A 15,055-nucleotide genomic window follows, 5' to 3' on the forward strand; every position below is an offset into this window, starting at 1 on the left:
GTATCCGCGTACGCGGGACGACAGGGAACACACAGCAAGCCAGTGCAAGCCACAGCAGGCGCGGGACGACAGGACCCCTGGTCCCGGGGATGGCCGCATTACAGTGGGTCGGAAACCCGCGGGACAGGGTCGGGCAAGCAAGCAGCAGGGAGCGCATGACGTGCGGCCGGTAGGGAGCAAGTACCTCCTGGAGGAGCCGCTGGGACGCGGCGCCACAGGCACCGTCTGGCGCGCCCGCCAGCGGGAGACGGCGGGTGCCGAGGCAGCCGTGCCGGGCCACCCCGGGGAGACCGTGGCGATCAAGGTCCTCAAGGAGGAGCTCGCCGGCGACCCGGACATCGTGATGCGGTTCCTGCGGGAGCGCTCCGTACTCCTCAGGCTCACCCACCCGAACATCGTCCGGGTGCGCGACCTGGTCGTCGAGGGTGATCTCCTGGCCCTCGTCATGGACCTGATCGACGGCCCGGACCTGCACCGCTATCTGCGCGAGAACGGCCCGTTCACACCCGTCGCCGCCGCGCTGCTCACCGCGCAGATCGCCGACGCGCTCGCCGCCAGCCACACCGACGGCGTCGTCCACCGCGACCTCAAGCCCGCCAACGTGCTGCTCCAGCAGGACGCGGGCCAGATGCACCCGATGCTGACCGACTTCGGCATCGCCCGCCTCGCCGACTCCCCGGGCCTGACCCGGACCAGCGAGTTCGTGGGCACGCCCGCGTACGTCGCCCCCGAGTCCGCCGAGGGCCGCCCGCAGACCTCCGCCGTCGACATCTACGGCGCCGGCATCCTGCTGTACGAACTGGTCACCGGGCGCCCGCCGTTCGCCGGCCAGAGCGCCCTCGAAGTGCTGCACCAGCACCTCAGCGCCGAGCCGCGCCGCCCCTCCACCGTCCCCGACCCGCTGTGGACGGTCATCGAGCGCTGTCTGCGCAAGAACCCCGACGAACGGCCCAGCGCCGTCAACCTCGCCCGCGCGCTGCGCGTCGTCGCCGAGGGCGTCGGGGTGCACGCCAACTCCCTCCAGATCGCCGCCGCCGACGGCGTCGGCCACCTCCTCGTCCCCGACCCGGCCCCCGCGCCGGTACCGGGCGGCGCCCCGGAGCCGTTCGGCTCGTCCGACGCGACCCAGGTGCTGCCGCACGGCGCAGGCTCGTACGACCCGAACGCGGCGACCAGCGTGCTCCCGCACACCTCGGGCCCGGGCAACCAGCCCGCGGGCGCGGCCGACCCCACCGCCGTCCTCCCGCACACCGGCGGCGCCGACCCGACCTCCGTCATGCCGCCCGTGCCGCCGCACGACCCGGCCGGGCCGCGACCGGAGGAGCCGCACCCCTGGCAGAACCAGCTCCGCGCGGCCCGCGACCGCAACGAACAGACCCAGATCCAGTACCTCGACCCCGGCGAGGACCCACTGCGCCGCCGCCCCCAGCGGCAGGCCCAGCGGCCGCAGCAGCCCCCGCAGCCGCAGCCGCAGCAGCCGCCGCGCGGGCAGCAGCGCCAGCAGCGCCGCCCCCAGCAGCCCGCCCCCGGCTACGGCCAGCCGCAGCAGCAGCACCAGCCGTACGCCCCCGCCCCGCAGCACCAGCAGCCGCAGCGGTACGCGCCCGCCCCGCAGCCGCAGCAGCCCGCGCCGCGCCCGCAGCGGGAGCCGAGGCCGCCGCGCGAGCCGCGTCAGCGCAGCGCCAACCCCATGAGGATCCCGGGGCTCGGCTGCCTCAAGGGCTGTCTCTTCATGATCGTCCTGCTGGTCGTCGGCGGCTGGCTGATCTGGGAGTTCACCCCGCTCCAGGGGTGGATCGGCACCGGCAAGGGCTACTGGGAGCAGCTCAAGGACTGGTTCGACACGGCGACCAAGTGGATCGGCGAGCTGGGCGACTCCGGTTCCGGTTCCGGAGGCTCCGGTTCCGGCCAGTGACGACCGTGAAGGCGACGACCGCGACGACCGCGGCGGCGACGACTGGCCCGCACGGTGCCGGGGTTGGGGATTTGTCGACATCTGAGGGGTGATTTCCGCCTCGGCGGTGAAGGTTGGCTCCTGGGGCGCGTAGCTTTGTCGCCAACACGCGGCCTGTAGGAGCAGTCTTGGGACGGAAGATCGGAAGCCGGTACACCGCGAACCAGATTCTGGGGCGGGGCAGCGCCGGCACGGTGTGGCTGGGTGAGGGCCCGGAGGGCCCCGTCGCCATCAAGCTGCTGCGCGAGGACCTCTCGTCCGACCAGGAGCTCGTCAGCCGCTTCGTCCAGGAGCGCACGGCGCTGCTGGGTCTCGACCACCCGAACGTGGTGTCCGTGCGCGACCTCGTCGTCGACGGCAACGACCTCGCCCTCGTCATGGACCTCGTCCGGGGCACCGATCTGCGCACCCGGCTGGACCGGGAGCGCCGCATGGCCCCCGAGGCGGCCGTCGCCATCGTGGCCGACGTCGCCGACGGCCTCGCGGCGGCCCACGCGGCCGGCATCGTGCACCGCGACGTCAAGCCGGAGAACGTGCTGCTGGACATGCAGGGCCCGCTCGGCCCCGGCGGCTCCCACCCGGCCCTGCTGACCGACTTCGGCGTCGCGAAGCTGATCGACTCGCCGCGGCGCACCCGCGCCACGAAGATCATCGGAACGCCGGACTATCTCGCGCCCGAGATCGTCGAGGGCCTGCCGCCCAGGGCGGCCGTGGACATCTACGCCCTCGCGACGGTCCTGTACGAGCTGCTGGCGGGCTTCACCCCGTTCGGCGGGGGCCACCCGGGCGCGGTGCTGCGCCGCCATGTGACCGAGACCGTCGTCCCTCTGCCCGGCATCCCCGAGGAGCTGTGGCAGCTGCTCGTGCAGTGCCTGGCCAAGGCGCCGGCCTCACGGCTGCGGGCGTCGGAGCTGGCGGCGCGGCTGCGGGAGCAGCTGCCGCTGCTGGCCGGGATGCCTCCGCTGGACGTCGACGAGCCGGGCACGGAGACACAGGACGCGTACGAGGAGGCGCCGACGCAGGCGGCCGCCCCGCGGGAGCGGGTGCGGCGGGGTGCCGTGCCGCTGGTGCCGGGCGCCAAGCCGGACTCCAACCGGGACACGCACACGTCGATGCGGGTGCCGGCGCCCGACGAGCTGGCCGGGGGTGCGCGGGGCACCGCGCGGGTGCCCCGGGCGGCGGGGGCGCCCCGGCCCGGGTCCGCGCGGAACCGGGCGACCGCCCGTCGCCGCCGGATCACGCTCGGCGTGGCGGCGGTCGCGCTGATCGCCGTGGTGGGAGTGGGGACGTGGGCGGTCACCTCCGGGGACGAGGAGGGCGGGGCACCGTCCGACACGAAGAACTCAGCGCCGGGTTCTCCTTGACCGGGCGCCTGGTAGCTCGGGGGTGCGCGAGTCGTTGGCGGGTGCGGGCGGTGTGTGGTTTCTCGCGCAGTTCCCCGCGCCCCTGAAGGCTCGGGCCTGCGGCCCGGCCTTCAGCGGGAGGGCGCCGTTGAAAAGCACGGGGCGCAGCCCCGGTCGCTTTTCAGGGGCGCGGGGAACTGCGCGACAAGCCCCCACCCGCCCGCACCCGCCAGAATCATCCGCACCCCCGAGCCGTGAGGCGCTGTCGGCACCCGGGAGGGATACGTTGCCGTAGCCGTTACGCTGGGGGCGTGGCAGTCGTCGATGTATCCGAAGAGCTGAAGTCCCTCTCGTCGACCATGGAGTCGATCGAGGCCGTTTTGGACCTCGACAAGCTGAGGGCAGAGATCGCCGTGCTCGAGGAGCAGGCGGCCGCGCCGTCCCTGTGGGACAACCCGGACGAGGCGCAGAAGATCACCAGCAAACTGAGCCACCTCCAGGCCGAGGTCAGGAAGGCGGACACGCTCCGAGGTCGTATCGACGACCTCGGTGTCCTCTTCGAGATGGCCGAGGAGGAGGACGACCCGGACACCCGCGCCGAGGCCGAGGCGGAGCTCGCCTCCGTGAAGAAGGCCCTCGACGAGATGGAGGTCCGCACGCTCCTCTCCGGCGAGTACGACTCCCGTGAGGCGCTCGTCAACATCCGCGCCGAGGCCGGTGGCGTCGACGCCGCCGACTTCGCGGAGAAGCTCCAGCGGATGTATCTGCGCTGGGCCGAGCAGCACGGCTACAAGACGGAGGTCTACGAGACGTCGTACGCCGAAGAGGCCGGCATCAAGTCGACCACCTTCGCCGTGCAGGTCCCCTACGCCTACGGCACCCTCTCCGTCGAGCAGGGCACGCACCGCCTCGTGCGCATCTCGCCCTTCGACAACCAGGGCCGCCGCCAGACCTCCTTCGCGGGCGTCGAGATCCTGCCCGTGGTCGAGCAGACCGACCACATCGAGATCGACGAGTCCGAACTGCGCGTGGACGTGTACCGGTCGTCCGGCCCCGGCGGCCAGGGTGTGAACACCACCGACTCGGCGGTGCGCCTCACCCACATCCCCACCGGCATCGTCGTCTCCTGCCAGAACGAGCGGTCGCAGATCCAGAACAAGGCGACCGCGATGAACGTCCTTCAGGCCAAGCTGCTGGAGCGCCGCCGTCAGGAGGAGCAGGCCAAGATGGACGCCCTCAAGGGCGACGGCGGCAACTCCTGGGGCAACCAGATGCGTTCGTACGTCCTGCACCCGTACCAGATGGTCAAGGACCTGCGGAACAACTTCGAAGTCGGCAACCCCGAGGCCGTGTTCAACGGCGAGATCGACGGCTTCCTCGAGGCCGGAATTCGCTGGCGCAAGCAGCAGGAGAAGTAAGGGGCGCGCTCGCGCCCCAACTCCCGGACAATCTCAGCGCTTTGTCGATAAGGCAACTGCCATCCACGCGATGGCAGTTGCCTTGTCTGTAGGGGGATGTCTGGGTTTTACGTCACACTCACACGACGTTGCCGCGGTCAAACCCGATCAACAGGACATCGCGTACGCAACGACCTTGACGTTGCTTCGAAAACTGGGAAGGCTGGCGCGTGGCATGCGCATTACTGGGACGCATGTGAACCGGGGGGATCGCAAGCTACCGACTGCCCCCGCTGATCGCGGCCCCGGGCGCTGCTCCATTTACTGATGAGCTACTGGGGGTAGCAGCCATATGACGAAGAAGACGCGGATCCGCGTGGCGCGAATAGCCGCGGGTGCCGTGATCGCCGCCGGCGCGTCGCTGACCGCCGCGGGTGCCGCTTCCGCGCTCGACCTCGGCGTCGGTATCGGCGTCAACACCGGCAACGGCGTCTCCGCCGATGTCGGTGTCTCGGTCGACACCGAGGGTGACACGGACGGCACGTCCATCGGTGCCACGCAGGGCACCACCGGTGGTACGACGACCGACGGTGGCACGACCACGGACGGCGGGACCACCACGGACGGTGGCACGACCACCGACGGTGGCACCACGACCGACGGTGGCACCACCACCGACGGTGGCACGACCACCGACGGCGGGACCACGACCGACGGTGGCACCACCACCGACGGTGGGACCACCACGGACGGTGGCACCACGACCGACGGCGGTTCGAACGGCAACGGCGGTTCGAACGGCAACTCAGGCGGCAACGGCAACTCGGGCGGCAACGGCAACTCGGGCGGCAACGGCTCCACCGGCGGCAACGGCAACTCGGGTGGCAACAGCTCCACCGGCGGCAACGGCTCCACCGGTGGTGACTCCACCTCGGGTGGCGGTTCCTCCACCACCGGCGGCGGTGACGCCACCTCCGGCGGTACCGAGCCCGACGGCGGCAACGACGAGGTCGTCCAGGAAGAGGGCTCCTCGCAGCTGACCGACACCGGTTCGGAGACCGAGGCTCAGGGCTCCGGGAGCGGTGAGCTCGCCGAGACGGGTGCCGCCGAGACCACGTTCCTGCTGGTCGGGGCCGCCACGATGATCGTCGGCGGTATCGGCTTCCGGCTGCTGCCCCGCCTGATGGACGGTCGCGGCGCCGCCGCCTGATCCCTCGCGGTCACGCACGGCATCCCACACGTTCGAAGGCCCGGGGCGGCAAGCCCCGGGCCTTCGTCGTGTCCGATCACGTCGGCGGAGGCGCCCCCGCCGGTCACTCATGTGTCCGCTGTCGTCGCCCTATGCCGTCGTCTGGTGCGCGAGCAGCGCCAGAGCCGTTATCAGGATCGCCAGGAGGGCGATCAGGGTCATCGGGCTCAGGCCCGCGAACGGATTCTCCTGCTGGAGTCGCTCGCGGCTGGCGCGGCACACATGGCAGCGGCCCTCGGCGACAGGCGACGCACAGTTCGCGCACACCAACCGGTCGTACGTCATGCGCCTCGCCCTCCTTGCAATGGCCTCACACACACCTCAACGCTTCGCGGAACGGATGCGTTCCGCTGATTCGCCGGTCCCCTCCTCCTCCACTGTGCCAGGTTCCTCCGGTGCGTGCGCGGGCGCCCGGAAAAGGGGCGGGTGCCGTACGTCGCACGGCGCCGGGATCGCCGAGGTCACTCGCGCAGTTCCCCGCGCCCCTCGTGAGGACGGGTAGCGGTACAGTCTCGACCATCCATTCCCCGACGGCCTGTGGTGCATCCGTGATCCGATTCGACAACGTGTCCAAGGTCTACCCGAAGCAGACCCGCCCCGCCCTCAGGGATGTGTCCCTGGAGGTCGAGAAGGGCGAGTTCGTGTTCCTCGTGGGGTCCTCCGGCTCCGGAAAGTCCACCTTCCTGCGGCTGATCCTCCGCGAGGAGCGGTGCAGCCAGGGTCAGGTGCATGTGCTGGGCAAGGATCTCGCGCGCCTGTCCAACTGGAAGGTGCCGCAGATGCGCCGCCAGCTGGGGACGGTGTTCCAGGACTTCCGGCTGCTGCCGAACAAGACGGTCGGCGAGAACGTCGCCTTCGCGCAGGAGGTCATCGGGAAGTCGCGCGGCGAGATCCGCAAGTCCGTCCCGCAGGTGCTGGAGCTGGTCGGCCTCGGCGGCAAGGAGGAGCGGATGCCGGGTGAGCTGTCCGGTGGTGAGCAGCAGCGCGTCGCCATCGCGCGGGCCTTCGTGAACCGGCCCAAGCTGCTGATCGCCGACGAGCCCACGGGCAACCTCGACCCGCAGACCTCCGTCGGCATCATGAAGCTCCTCGACCGGATCAACCGGACGGGTACCACCGTGGTCATGGCCACCCACGACCAGAACATCGTGGACCAGATGCGCAAGCGCGTCATCGAGCTGGAGAAGGGCCGTCTCGTCCGCGACCAGGCGCGCGGCGTCTACGGCTACCAGCACTGACCACTGCTCGACGACCGTCCACGGAAAGGCTTGACCAGACGCCATGCGCGCGCAGTTCGTCCTGTCGGAGATCGGTGTGGGTCTCCGCCGCAATCTCACGATGACTTTCGCGGTCGTCATCTCGGTGGCCCTCTCCCTCGCCCTGTTCGGCGGCTCCCTGCTGATGCGGGACCAGGTCAGCTCGATGAAGGGCTACTGGTACGACAAGGTCCAGGTGTCGATCTTCCTGTGCAACAAGGCGGACGCGGAGGCGGACGCCAACTGCTCCAAGGGTGCCGTCACCTCGGAGCAGAAGCAGCAGATCAAGAGCGACCTGGGCAAGCTCGACATCGTCGAGCAGGTCTACTACGAGTCGTCGGACCAGGCCTACAAGCACTACAAGGAGCAGTTCAAGGACTCCCCGCTGGCCGCGTCGCTCACCCCGGACCAGATGCAGGAGTCGTACCGGATCAAGCTGAAGGACCCGGAGAAGTACAAGGTGATCGACACCGCGTTCTCCGGGCGGGCCGGTGTCCAGTCGGTCGAGGACCAGCGGGACGTCCTGGAGAACCTGTTCAACCTGCTCGGCGGCATGAATGTCGCGGCGCTCGGTGTGATGGGTCTGATGCTGGTCGTGGCGCTGTTGCTGATCGTCAACACGGTGCGTGTCTCCGCGTTCAGCCGTCGGCGGGAGATCGGCATCATGCGGCTCGTGGGCGCGTCCGGCTTCTACATCCAGGCGCCGTTCATCATGGAGGCCGCGATCGCGGGCCTGATCGGCGCCGGCTTCGCCGGGACACTGATCGTCGGCGGCAAGTACTTCCTGGTCGACCAGTGGCTCGCGGAGAAGATCCCGCTGGTCAACTTCATCGGCTGGGACGTCGTGCTGACCAAGCTGCCGCTGGTCCTGGCGATCGGACTGCTCATGCCCGCCATGGCCGCGTTCGTTGCGTTGCGGAAGTACCTCCGGGTCTGACGCTCGTTGCACGATCATGACGATCTGGGAACACAATGGCCATTACCTGCGCGAATCTTGATCGTTAAGCTCGTTCCGACCGATCGCGCTTCCGGTGGACCTCCGGTTCCCGGAAGCAATGACAGTGAACGAGGGGAACCAGCGATCATGCACGCACTCAACGGGGGCGCAGGCAAGCGGATGGCCGGTACGGCGGTGGCGGCCGCCATCGGGACGGCCCTGCTGCTGCCCGCCGTGCCCGCCTCTGCGGCTCCGGCGGCGCCGACGGCGCAAGCGGCTCCGGCCGTCGCCGCGAAGGGCGGCGAGTACAAGTACCACTACACGTACCGGGTCATCCGCAAGACGACGCCCGCCGAGGTGTCGTTCAAGAAGATGAACAAGATCATGAACGGTGTGTTCCCGATCAAGGGAATGCCGAAGACGGTCAAGAAGAATCAGAAGATCTGTCTGAAGATGGTCAAGGACTGCAACCCGGTGCGCGTCACCGCCGTCGGCACGACCTACTTCACCCTCAAGTCCCTCCCCGGGCACCTGGAGGGGGCAGGCAAGATCATCACCTTCAAGCTGGTGAAGAGGAACGGCTACCTCGTCCTCGACGTGTCGGCCCACGGACCGAAGGCCGTCTGGCAGAGGCACCCCATCACCGACAAGTCCAACCGGCTCTTCGCCAGGGGCATGTGGGGCGCGTACGCGGTGAACCTGGCCAAGGCCGCCGAGTACAACCTGGTGTGACCGAGCGGGCAGAAGTGTGCCGCACGTCACGGCATATCTGATGGTGTGACGCACGCCAACGGGGCCGTACCGGCAAGGACCGCTACGGCCCCCTCCGTTGTCCTAGACTCGCCGACATGTCAGGCCGCGACCTGTTCTCCCAGCCCCGCCGCATCCGCCGCGGGGCGGCCCTGACATTGGTCTTCGCGAGCGTGCTCGCCACCGGCGCCGCGACCGGCTCCTTCGGCGACCCGTACCGCGGGGACGACGCCACCGACGCACCCCGCTCCGCCCCGTCCGCCCGGCAGCGGGACGTCGCCGAGGCCGCCGCCGAGGCCATGGCCGAGGGCACCTCGCCCGTGGAGGCCGCCGAGCGGGCCGTCAGCCGCAGCGGCGACCGCTGGGGCGCGGTCTACTCCGAGGGCGAGTACGAGGAGTTCCAGGAGGCCCTCGACGGTGAGTACACCGGTGTCGGGCTGTGGGCGCGGCTGGAGCGCGACGGCCGGGTCGAGATCACCCGCGTCCAGGGCGGCTCGCCCGCCGCCGGCGCCGGGATCCGCGCCGGGGACCGGCTCGTCAGCGTCGACGGCGAGAAGGTCGACGGCCGCCCCGTCACGGACGTCGTCTCCTTACTGCGCGGCGACGCGATCGACGGGGAGGAGGACACCGCCGAGGACGCCGCCGCCGGTACGAAGGTGTCGCTGGGCCTGCAACGCGGCACCCGGACCTGGCAGGAGACCCTGCGCAGGGCCCGACTGTCCACCGAGGACGTCACCGTCAGCAGCCTCGCCGACAGGATCACCGTGATCAAGGTCGACGCGTTCACCAAGGGCTCGGGGGACATGGTGCGCGCGGCCGTCGAGCAGGCCGCGGACGCGACCGGGTTCGTGCTCGACCTCCGCGGCAACTCCGGTGGCCTGGTCGCCGAGGCCGTCACCGCCTCCTCCGCCTTCCTCGACGGCGGCCTCGTCGCCACCTACGACGTCAACGGCGAACAGCGCGCCCTGCACGCGGACGCCGGCGGCGACAGCACCAGACCGCTGGTAGCGCTCGTCGACGGCGGCACGATGAGCGCGGCCGAACTGCTCACCGGAGCGCTCCAGGACCGGGGCCGCGCGGTGGTCGTGGGCTCCCGCACCTTCGGCAAGGGCTCCGTGCAGATGCCGAGCCGCCTCCCCGACGGGTCCGTCGCCGAGCTGACCGTCGGCCACTACCGCACCCCCTCCGGCCGCGGCGTCGACGGCCGTGGCATCACCCCCGACCTGGACGCCGACGACGACGCCCTCCAGCGGGCCGAGACGGTGCTGAGCGGGCTCGGCGAGTACGAGTAATCGGCTTTCCCCGGCACCCCTCCGTAGTGCGAAAATGGACGGCACTATGAGCAAGGGAATGTACGTACCCAAGGAGTCGCAGCCCAAGCAGGGCGGGGCGGCCGCCAAGGCGAGGGACGGCGAGAAGGGCGGCAAGCGCAAGATCGTCGCCCAGAACAAGAAGGCCCGCCACGACTACGCGATCATCGACACCTACGAGGCCGGGCTCGTCCTGACCGGCACGGAGGTCAAGTCGCTGCGTGAGGGCCGGACCTCGCTGACCGACGGCTTCGTCCAGATCGACCGGGGAGAGGCGTGGCTGCACAACGCGCACATCCCCGAGTACCACCAGGGCAGCTGGACCAACCACTCCGCGCGCCGCAAGCGGAAGCTGCTGCTGCACCGCGAGGAGATCGACAAGCTGGAGTCCAAGGCGCAGGAGACGGGTCACACGATCGTGCCGCTCGCCCTGTACTTCAAGGACGGCCGCGCCAAGGCGGAGATCGCGCTCGCCCGAGGCAAGAAGGAGTACGACAAGCGGCAGACCCTGCGGGAGAAGCAGGACCGGCGGGAGTCGGACCGCGCCATCGCCGCGGCGAAGCGCAAGCAGCGCGCGTAACCGGGGGACGCGCGTGGCCGGGAATACGGTGGCATGCGCTCGCGTTGGTCACGTACGATGGCATCCGCACCTCACAGCGGGTGCGAGCGCCCTCCTCGGAGGGGTTGAAAACACAACATGGGGATGATCGGTTTCGACAGCGGATGTCGAGGCAGGGGAAGCGTGTCGAGGAAGCGGCCATGATCTCGTAAACCACAGGCCGAAAAAAATAATCGCCACTGTTAAGAGCGATTCTCCCGAGCAGCGCTTCGCTCTCGCCGCCTGATCTCAGGTAGCGAGACCGAGCCTCTCATTTAAAGGGAGTGTCAGCCCGGGGCTGTTCCCGACCCGGATCCTGGCATCAGCTAGGGGACTAAACCTTGATCCCGGTCACGGGGTGAAGAGGGAAATCAAACAGTGACTGAGCCCGTCGGCGACTTGTTCGCGTGATCGCCGGGGCTGAGAAACTCATAGCGAACTGCACACGGAGAAGCCCTGGTTCCGCACCGTTGGACGCGGGTTCGATTCCCGCCATCTCCACAATTCCCATGTGCCGCATGAACAGCGGGGCCCGGTGGTCGACCAGACCACCGGGCCCCGCTGCGTCGGTCTCCGCGGCCCACCACGGGCGCTCCCGGCTTCGGGCCCCCTGGCTTCCAGGCCTTCAGCCTCGGGCGCCGGGCCTCGGTACAAGGGTCACCGCGCCACAGTCAGGCCCAGCGTCAGCACGATGCGGTCGTCGCGCAGCGCGGACCGCAGGTGGACTCGGCCTTTCCTTCGGCCGGGCGGCGGCCGGTCGAAGGCGGCGGTCATGAACCCGTTCGATCGGACACCGGTTCCCGGAGCCACTGTCTGCCTCTCCGGCTGATCATCACCCAATCGCCTTCGGCGTCGGCGCCCAGATCCTCGACGAGGTACATGTGGTGGCGCAGCCATGCGACGGCCTCGCTGACGGCGCCCATCACGGCCCGGTCCCTGCGGTGCGGTCTCCGTATCTTCTTCACCCAAAGGGTCAGATACAGAGGCTCGGAGGCAGCCATGTCACGCAGCAGCAGTCGGGCAAGCGTGTCGACGGGCATGGTGGTCAGTTGTTCGGCGGGCAGGGCTATCGGGGACGTGCGGCTCGACATCACTTGCCTCTCGGGTGGTGGGTCAGGACACGTCGACCAGGGGTCGTGGGGCAACGGCAACGGGAGCAAGTCCCGTGTGACCGAGCCTAACCTCGGGCTTTCACGCGCCCAGCGGGCTCGAAGGTCTTCGTGATGGAGCTGATCTCGAGGCGCAGGCTCATCGTGCCTGGCGGTGGGAGTCCGGTCCGGGTAGCTGCCAGGAGCCCGGTAACTCGAAGCCGCGGCGATCCGGCCCGCCGCGATGAACTGCACAATCCGCTGGAGCGGTTGCGACGCCTGCCCGACCCACCCGTCCTCGAAGCCGACGTCGCCCGCTGTCGTACGACCCGGCCCTGGCCGCCTGCGGATCCCGGCCCTCCCCTCGGACCTCAGCCCGTCGGTCGGCGGGCCGTGCTCGCCCGTGCGGTCAGGCGGGCGGGGAGGAGGGTGGCCTCGGGGACGGGGGCGCCGTCGAGCTTCTTCATCAGCAGGGCGACGGCCTGTTCGCCCAGTTCGGTCGACGGGATGGCGACCGACGTGAGGGGGACACGCAGGGACGTGGCCAGGTCCTCGGGGCACAGGGCCGTGATCGAGAGGTCGGCCGGGACCCGGAGCCCGAGGTGCTCGAAGGCGTCCAGCAGGGGGTCCAGGACGGCCTCGTTGTGGACCACCACGCCCGTGAGGGCGGGGTGTTCGCGCAGCAGCCGCTCGGCGACCTCGCGGGCCGCCGCGGGCGTGGCCTCGCAGGGGTGGACCGTGGACGTCATGCCGTGGCGGGTGGCGGCGGCGGTGAAGCCCTGGAGGACCCGCTGCGCGAACGACGTCCGGCGGACATACACCTCGGGCGGCGAGCCGATCAGGCCCACGACCCGGTGGCCCAGGCCGGCCAGATGGTCCACGCACAACTCGCCCGCCGCCCGGAAGTCCAGATCGACGCAGGTCAGCCCGTCCGCCGAGGCGGGGAAGCCGACCAGCACGGAAGGGCGGTCCAGGGTGCGGAGCAACGGCAGCCGGGGGTCGTGGAGTTGGACGTCCATCACGATCAGCGCGTCGACGAGGGCCGTGTCCGCGACCCGGCGCAGCCCCTCCTCGCCCTCCTCCTGGGTCACCAGGAGCACATCGTGGTCGTGCGCGCGGGCCGACGTCACCACCGACACCGCGAAGCCCATCACCACCGGCACATGGATCCCGGCCCGCAACGGCACCACCATCGCCAGCACGTTCGACTTGCTGCGGGCCAGGGCACGCGCACCCGCGTGCGGGCGGTAGCCCAGCTCGCGGACGGACGCCTCCACCCGCGCCCTCGTCTCCGCGGAGATCGGGCGCTTCCCGCTCAGCGCGTACGACACGGTGCTGGGGGAGACCCCCGCGTGCCGGGCCACATCCGTGATCTTCACCGTCACCGCGATCCCCCGCCTTCCGGGCCCGGCCCCAGGTCCATCGTCAGGCGGTACGACGACGAACCGTGCAGCCGGCTGTGGGAGGACGGCAGACCGAAGGCGATCCACCGTTTGAACAGCGCGGGCCGTGCCGTCAACATCCAGGGGCCTCCGGGGGAGTCGGATGGTTCTCAGTGCGCTGCGCGGTCACATCGTTTCGATGCGTTTCGACCAGTGACGTCGAAGCGTTTCGACGGGCGAAGGTAAAGGTGGGGCGTGGACACGTCAATGGGGTGGGCGGAAAACGGCCGGACGCCGTTTCGACACGGTCAGGGACAGCGCCAGGGCCAGCGTGGCGGCGGCCGCCGGAACGGCGAAGCCGGTGGTGGCCGGGCCCGGACCGTGGTCCACCATCCAGCCGCCGAGCGCGGAACCGCCCGCGATGCCGCCGAGGAGTCCGGTCACCGCGAGGGTCATGCCCTCGTTCAACTGGCCCTCGGGGGTGCGCTCCTGGATCAGGGACATCGCCGTGACCATGGTGGGCGCGGTGGCCATGCCCGCCACCAGGAGGGCCGGGGCGAGGGGGAGCAGCGAGCCGGTGGACGAGGCGGTGAGCCACGGCAGGGTCATCAGCGCCGCCATGGCGGCCAGGCAGAGCGGGAAGCGGCGGTCGGCGGAACGGGTCACCCGTATCGCGCCGAACGCCAGGCCCGCGGCGCAGGAACCGGCCGCCTGGAGGCCGAGGATCAGGCCCGCCGCGGAGGCGTCGCCGCGCGCGTCGGCGTGGGCGACCGTGACGACCTCCAGGGAGCCGAAGACGGCGCCCATGGCGAGGAAGACGGCGAGCAGGGAGGGGACGCCGGGGGCCCGGACGGGGGACCTCGCCACCGTACGGCCGCTCGGCGGCGGCTCGGTGGCGCGCTGGGCGGCGAAGACCAGGACGCCGGTCAGGCAGACGAGCCCGCCGAACAGGGTGCCGGCCTCGGGGAACAGGGAGGTGCACAGGAACGCGGCGATGACGGGGCCGACCATGAAGCACAGTTCGTCCGCGGCCTGTTCGAAGGAGTTCGCGGTGTGCAGGGCCGCCGGGTCGTCCTTGAGGAGGTGGGCCCAGCGGGCGCGGGCCATGCCGCCGGTGTTGGGGGCTGTGGCGGTGGCGGCGTAGGAGGCGAAGAGGGCCCAGGCCGGAGCGTTCCAGTGGACGCAGGCGATCAGGGAGAGGCCGCCGAGGAGGGCGAGGGCGGTGGCCGGGACGGCGACGCGCGCCTGGCCGTGGCGGTCGACGAGGCGGGCGGTGAGGGGGGCGACCAGAGCGGTGGCGGCGAGGCCGGTGGCGACGACGGCGCCGGCGAGGGCGTAGGAGTCGCGGGCGGGGGCGATCATCAGGATCGCGCTCACGCTGAACATGCCCATGGGGAGGCGGGAGAGGAGGGCGCCGAGGGTGAAGGCGCGGGTGCCGGAGATGCGGAAGAGGTGGCGGTAGGAGGGGGTGCGGGTGTGATGAGGGGTGCGGGTGCGTTTGCGGGCGCCTGAGGGGGTGGGGGTGCGGGTGCGTCGGCGGGTGCGGGTGCGTTGTGGATGGTCGCGCCGTTCCCCGCGCCCCTTGGGTCGGCTGGGGTTCGGGTCGGCTTCCCGGTGCCCCTGAGGTCGGTCGGCGTTGGGGTCGGCTGCTTCGGGTCCCTGAGGGCGGCGGGGGGCGAAGTCCACTGCCACCAGTTGGTCGGCGGTGACGGTCAGGAGGGGAGTCGGGCGTTGCGGCATGGGGTCCACCGTCGCCCGGTTCTTGATCCACCGTCCAACACCTACTCCATG

13 protein-coding genes and 1 other RNA gene are annotated in these 15,055 nt (G+C 70.5%); 10 read left to right on the forward strand and 4 right to left on the reverse strand.

Annotated features, from left to right (window positions below):
• Positions 1 to 160 precede the first annotated feature (160 nt).
• The 4 genes from SMA5143A_RS19580 (at position 161) to SMA5143A_RS19595 (ending at position 5,904) form a co-directional block, all read left to right on the forward strand.
• On the forward strand, positions 161 to 1,915 hold the full coding sequence (locus SMA5143A_RS19580) for a serine/threonine-protein kinase (RefSeq protein ID WP_107464199.1): 1,755 nt from the start codon (positions 161 to 163) through the stop codon (positions 1,913 to 1,915).
• 167 nt (positions 1,916 to 2,082) lie between these two features.
• Entirely contained in the window at positions 2,083 to 3,318 is a 1,236-nt protein-coding gene (locus SMA5143A_RS19585; RefSeq protein WP_107464200.1) for a serine/threonine-protein kinase, read from the forward strand.
• Between the two features lie 290 nt (positions 3,319 to 3,608).
• Positions 3,609 to 4,715 carry a peptide chain release factor 2 gene (gene prfB / locus SMA5143A_RS19590; protein WP_107464201.1) on the forward strand — a complete coding sequence of 369 codons (1,107 nt, stop codon included), beginning with the start codon at positions 3,609 to 3,611 and terminating at the stop codon, positions 4,713 to 4,715.
• Positions 4,716 to 5,046: 331 nt separating this feature from the next.
• On the forward strand, positions 5,047 to 5,904 hold the full coding sequence (locus tag SMA5143A_RS19595) for a hypothetical protein (protein WP_107464202.1): 858 nt from the start codon (positions 5,047 to 5,049) through the stop codon (positions 5,902 to 5,904).
• A gap of 129 nt (positions 5,905 to 6,033) precedes the next feature.
• Here SMA5143A_RS19595 and SMA5143A_RS19600 read toward each other — a convergent pair whose 3' ends face one another.
• Positions 6,034 to 6,228: a hypothetical protein gene (locus SMA5143A_RS19600; protein WP_055518486.1), complete on the reverse strand. Its 195-nt coding sequence runs from the start codon at positions 6,226 to 6,228 to the stop codon at positions 6,034 to 6,036.
• Positions 6,229 to 6,491: 263 nt separating this feature from the next.
• On the opposite strand from SMA5143A_RS19600, the gene ftsE reads away from it, so the two are divergent.
• From ftsE to ssrA, 6 genes are all read left to right on the forward strand, one after another.
• A complete protein-coding gene (gene ftsE / locus SMA5143A_RS19605; RefSeq protein WP_009320785.1) occupies positions 6,492 to 7,181 on the forward strand; it encodes a cell division ATP-binding protein FtsE in 690 nt (229 codons plus the stop codon).
• A 43-nt stretch (positions 7,182 to 7,224) separates the two neighbouring features.
• Complete coding sequence (gene ftsX / locus SMA5143A_RS19610; RefSeq protein WP_107464203.1) at positions 7,225 to 8,136, forward strand: permease-like cell division protein FtsX; 912 nt, start codon at positions 7,225 to 7,227, stop codon at positions 8,134 to 8,136.
• A 147-nt stretch (positions 8,137 to 8,283) separates the two neighbouring features.
• On the forward strand, positions 8,284 to 8,868 hold the full coding sequence (locus SMA5143A_RS19615) for a hypothetical protein (RefSeq protein WP_107464204.1): 585 nt from the start codon (positions 8,284 to 8,286) through the stop codon (positions 8,866 to 8,868).
• A gap of 116 nt (positions 8,869 to 8,984) precedes the next feature.
• A complete protein-coding gene (locus tag SMA5143A_RS19620) occupies positions 8,985 to 10,178 on the forward strand; it encodes a S41 family peptidase (RefSeq protein ID WP_107464205.1) in 1,194 nt (397 codons plus the stop codon).
• Between the two features lie 58 nt (positions 10,179 to 10,236).
• On the forward strand, positions 10,237 to 10,776 hold the full coding sequence (smpB, locus tag SMA5143A_RS19625; RefSeq protein ID WP_099964860.1) for an SsrA-binding protein SmpB: 540 nt from the start codon (positions 10,237 to 10,239) through the stop codon (positions 10,774 to 10,776).
• Between the two features lie 119 nt (positions 10,777 to 10,895).
• Positions 10,896 to 11,298, forward strand: a transfer-messenger RNA (tmRNA) gene (ssrA, locus tag SMA5143A_RS19630).
• A 266-nt stretch (positions 11,299 to 11,564) separates the two neighbouring features.
• On the opposite strand, the gene SMA5143A_RS19635 is transcribed toward ssrA, so the two are convergent.
• The 3 genes from SMA5143A_RS19635 to SMA5143A_RS19645 all read right to left on the reverse strand — a co-directional run bounded on the left by SMA5143A_RS19635 (position 11,565) and on the right by SMA5143A_RS19645 (position 15,004).
• Positions 11,565 to 11,885, reverse strand: coding sequence for a hypothetical protein (locus tag SMA5143A_RS19635; protein WP_146193916.1), 321 nt, complete (start codon positions 11,883 to 11,885; stop codon positions 11,565 to 11,567).
• A 368-nt stretch (positions 11,886 to 12,253) separates the two neighbouring features.
• Entirely contained in the window at positions 12,254 to 13,267 is a 1,014-nt protein-coding gene (locus SMA5143A_RS19640; RefSeq protein ID WP_107464207.1) for a LacI family DNA-binding transcriptional regulator, read from the reverse strand.
• Positions 13,268 to 13,528: 261 nt separating this feature from the next.
• Complete coding sequence (locus tag SMA5143A_RS19645; protein WP_258193619.1) at positions 13,529 to 15,004, reverse strand: MFS transporter; 1,476 nt, start codon at positions 15,002 to 15,004, stop codon at positions 13,529 to 13,531.
• Positions 15,005 to 15,055: the final 51 nt, after the last annotated feature.

The organism is Streptomyces sp. MA5143a (assembly GCF_900290235.1).
GTDB lineage: Bacteria > Actinomycetota > Actinomycetes > Streptomycetales > Streptomycetaceae > Streptomyces.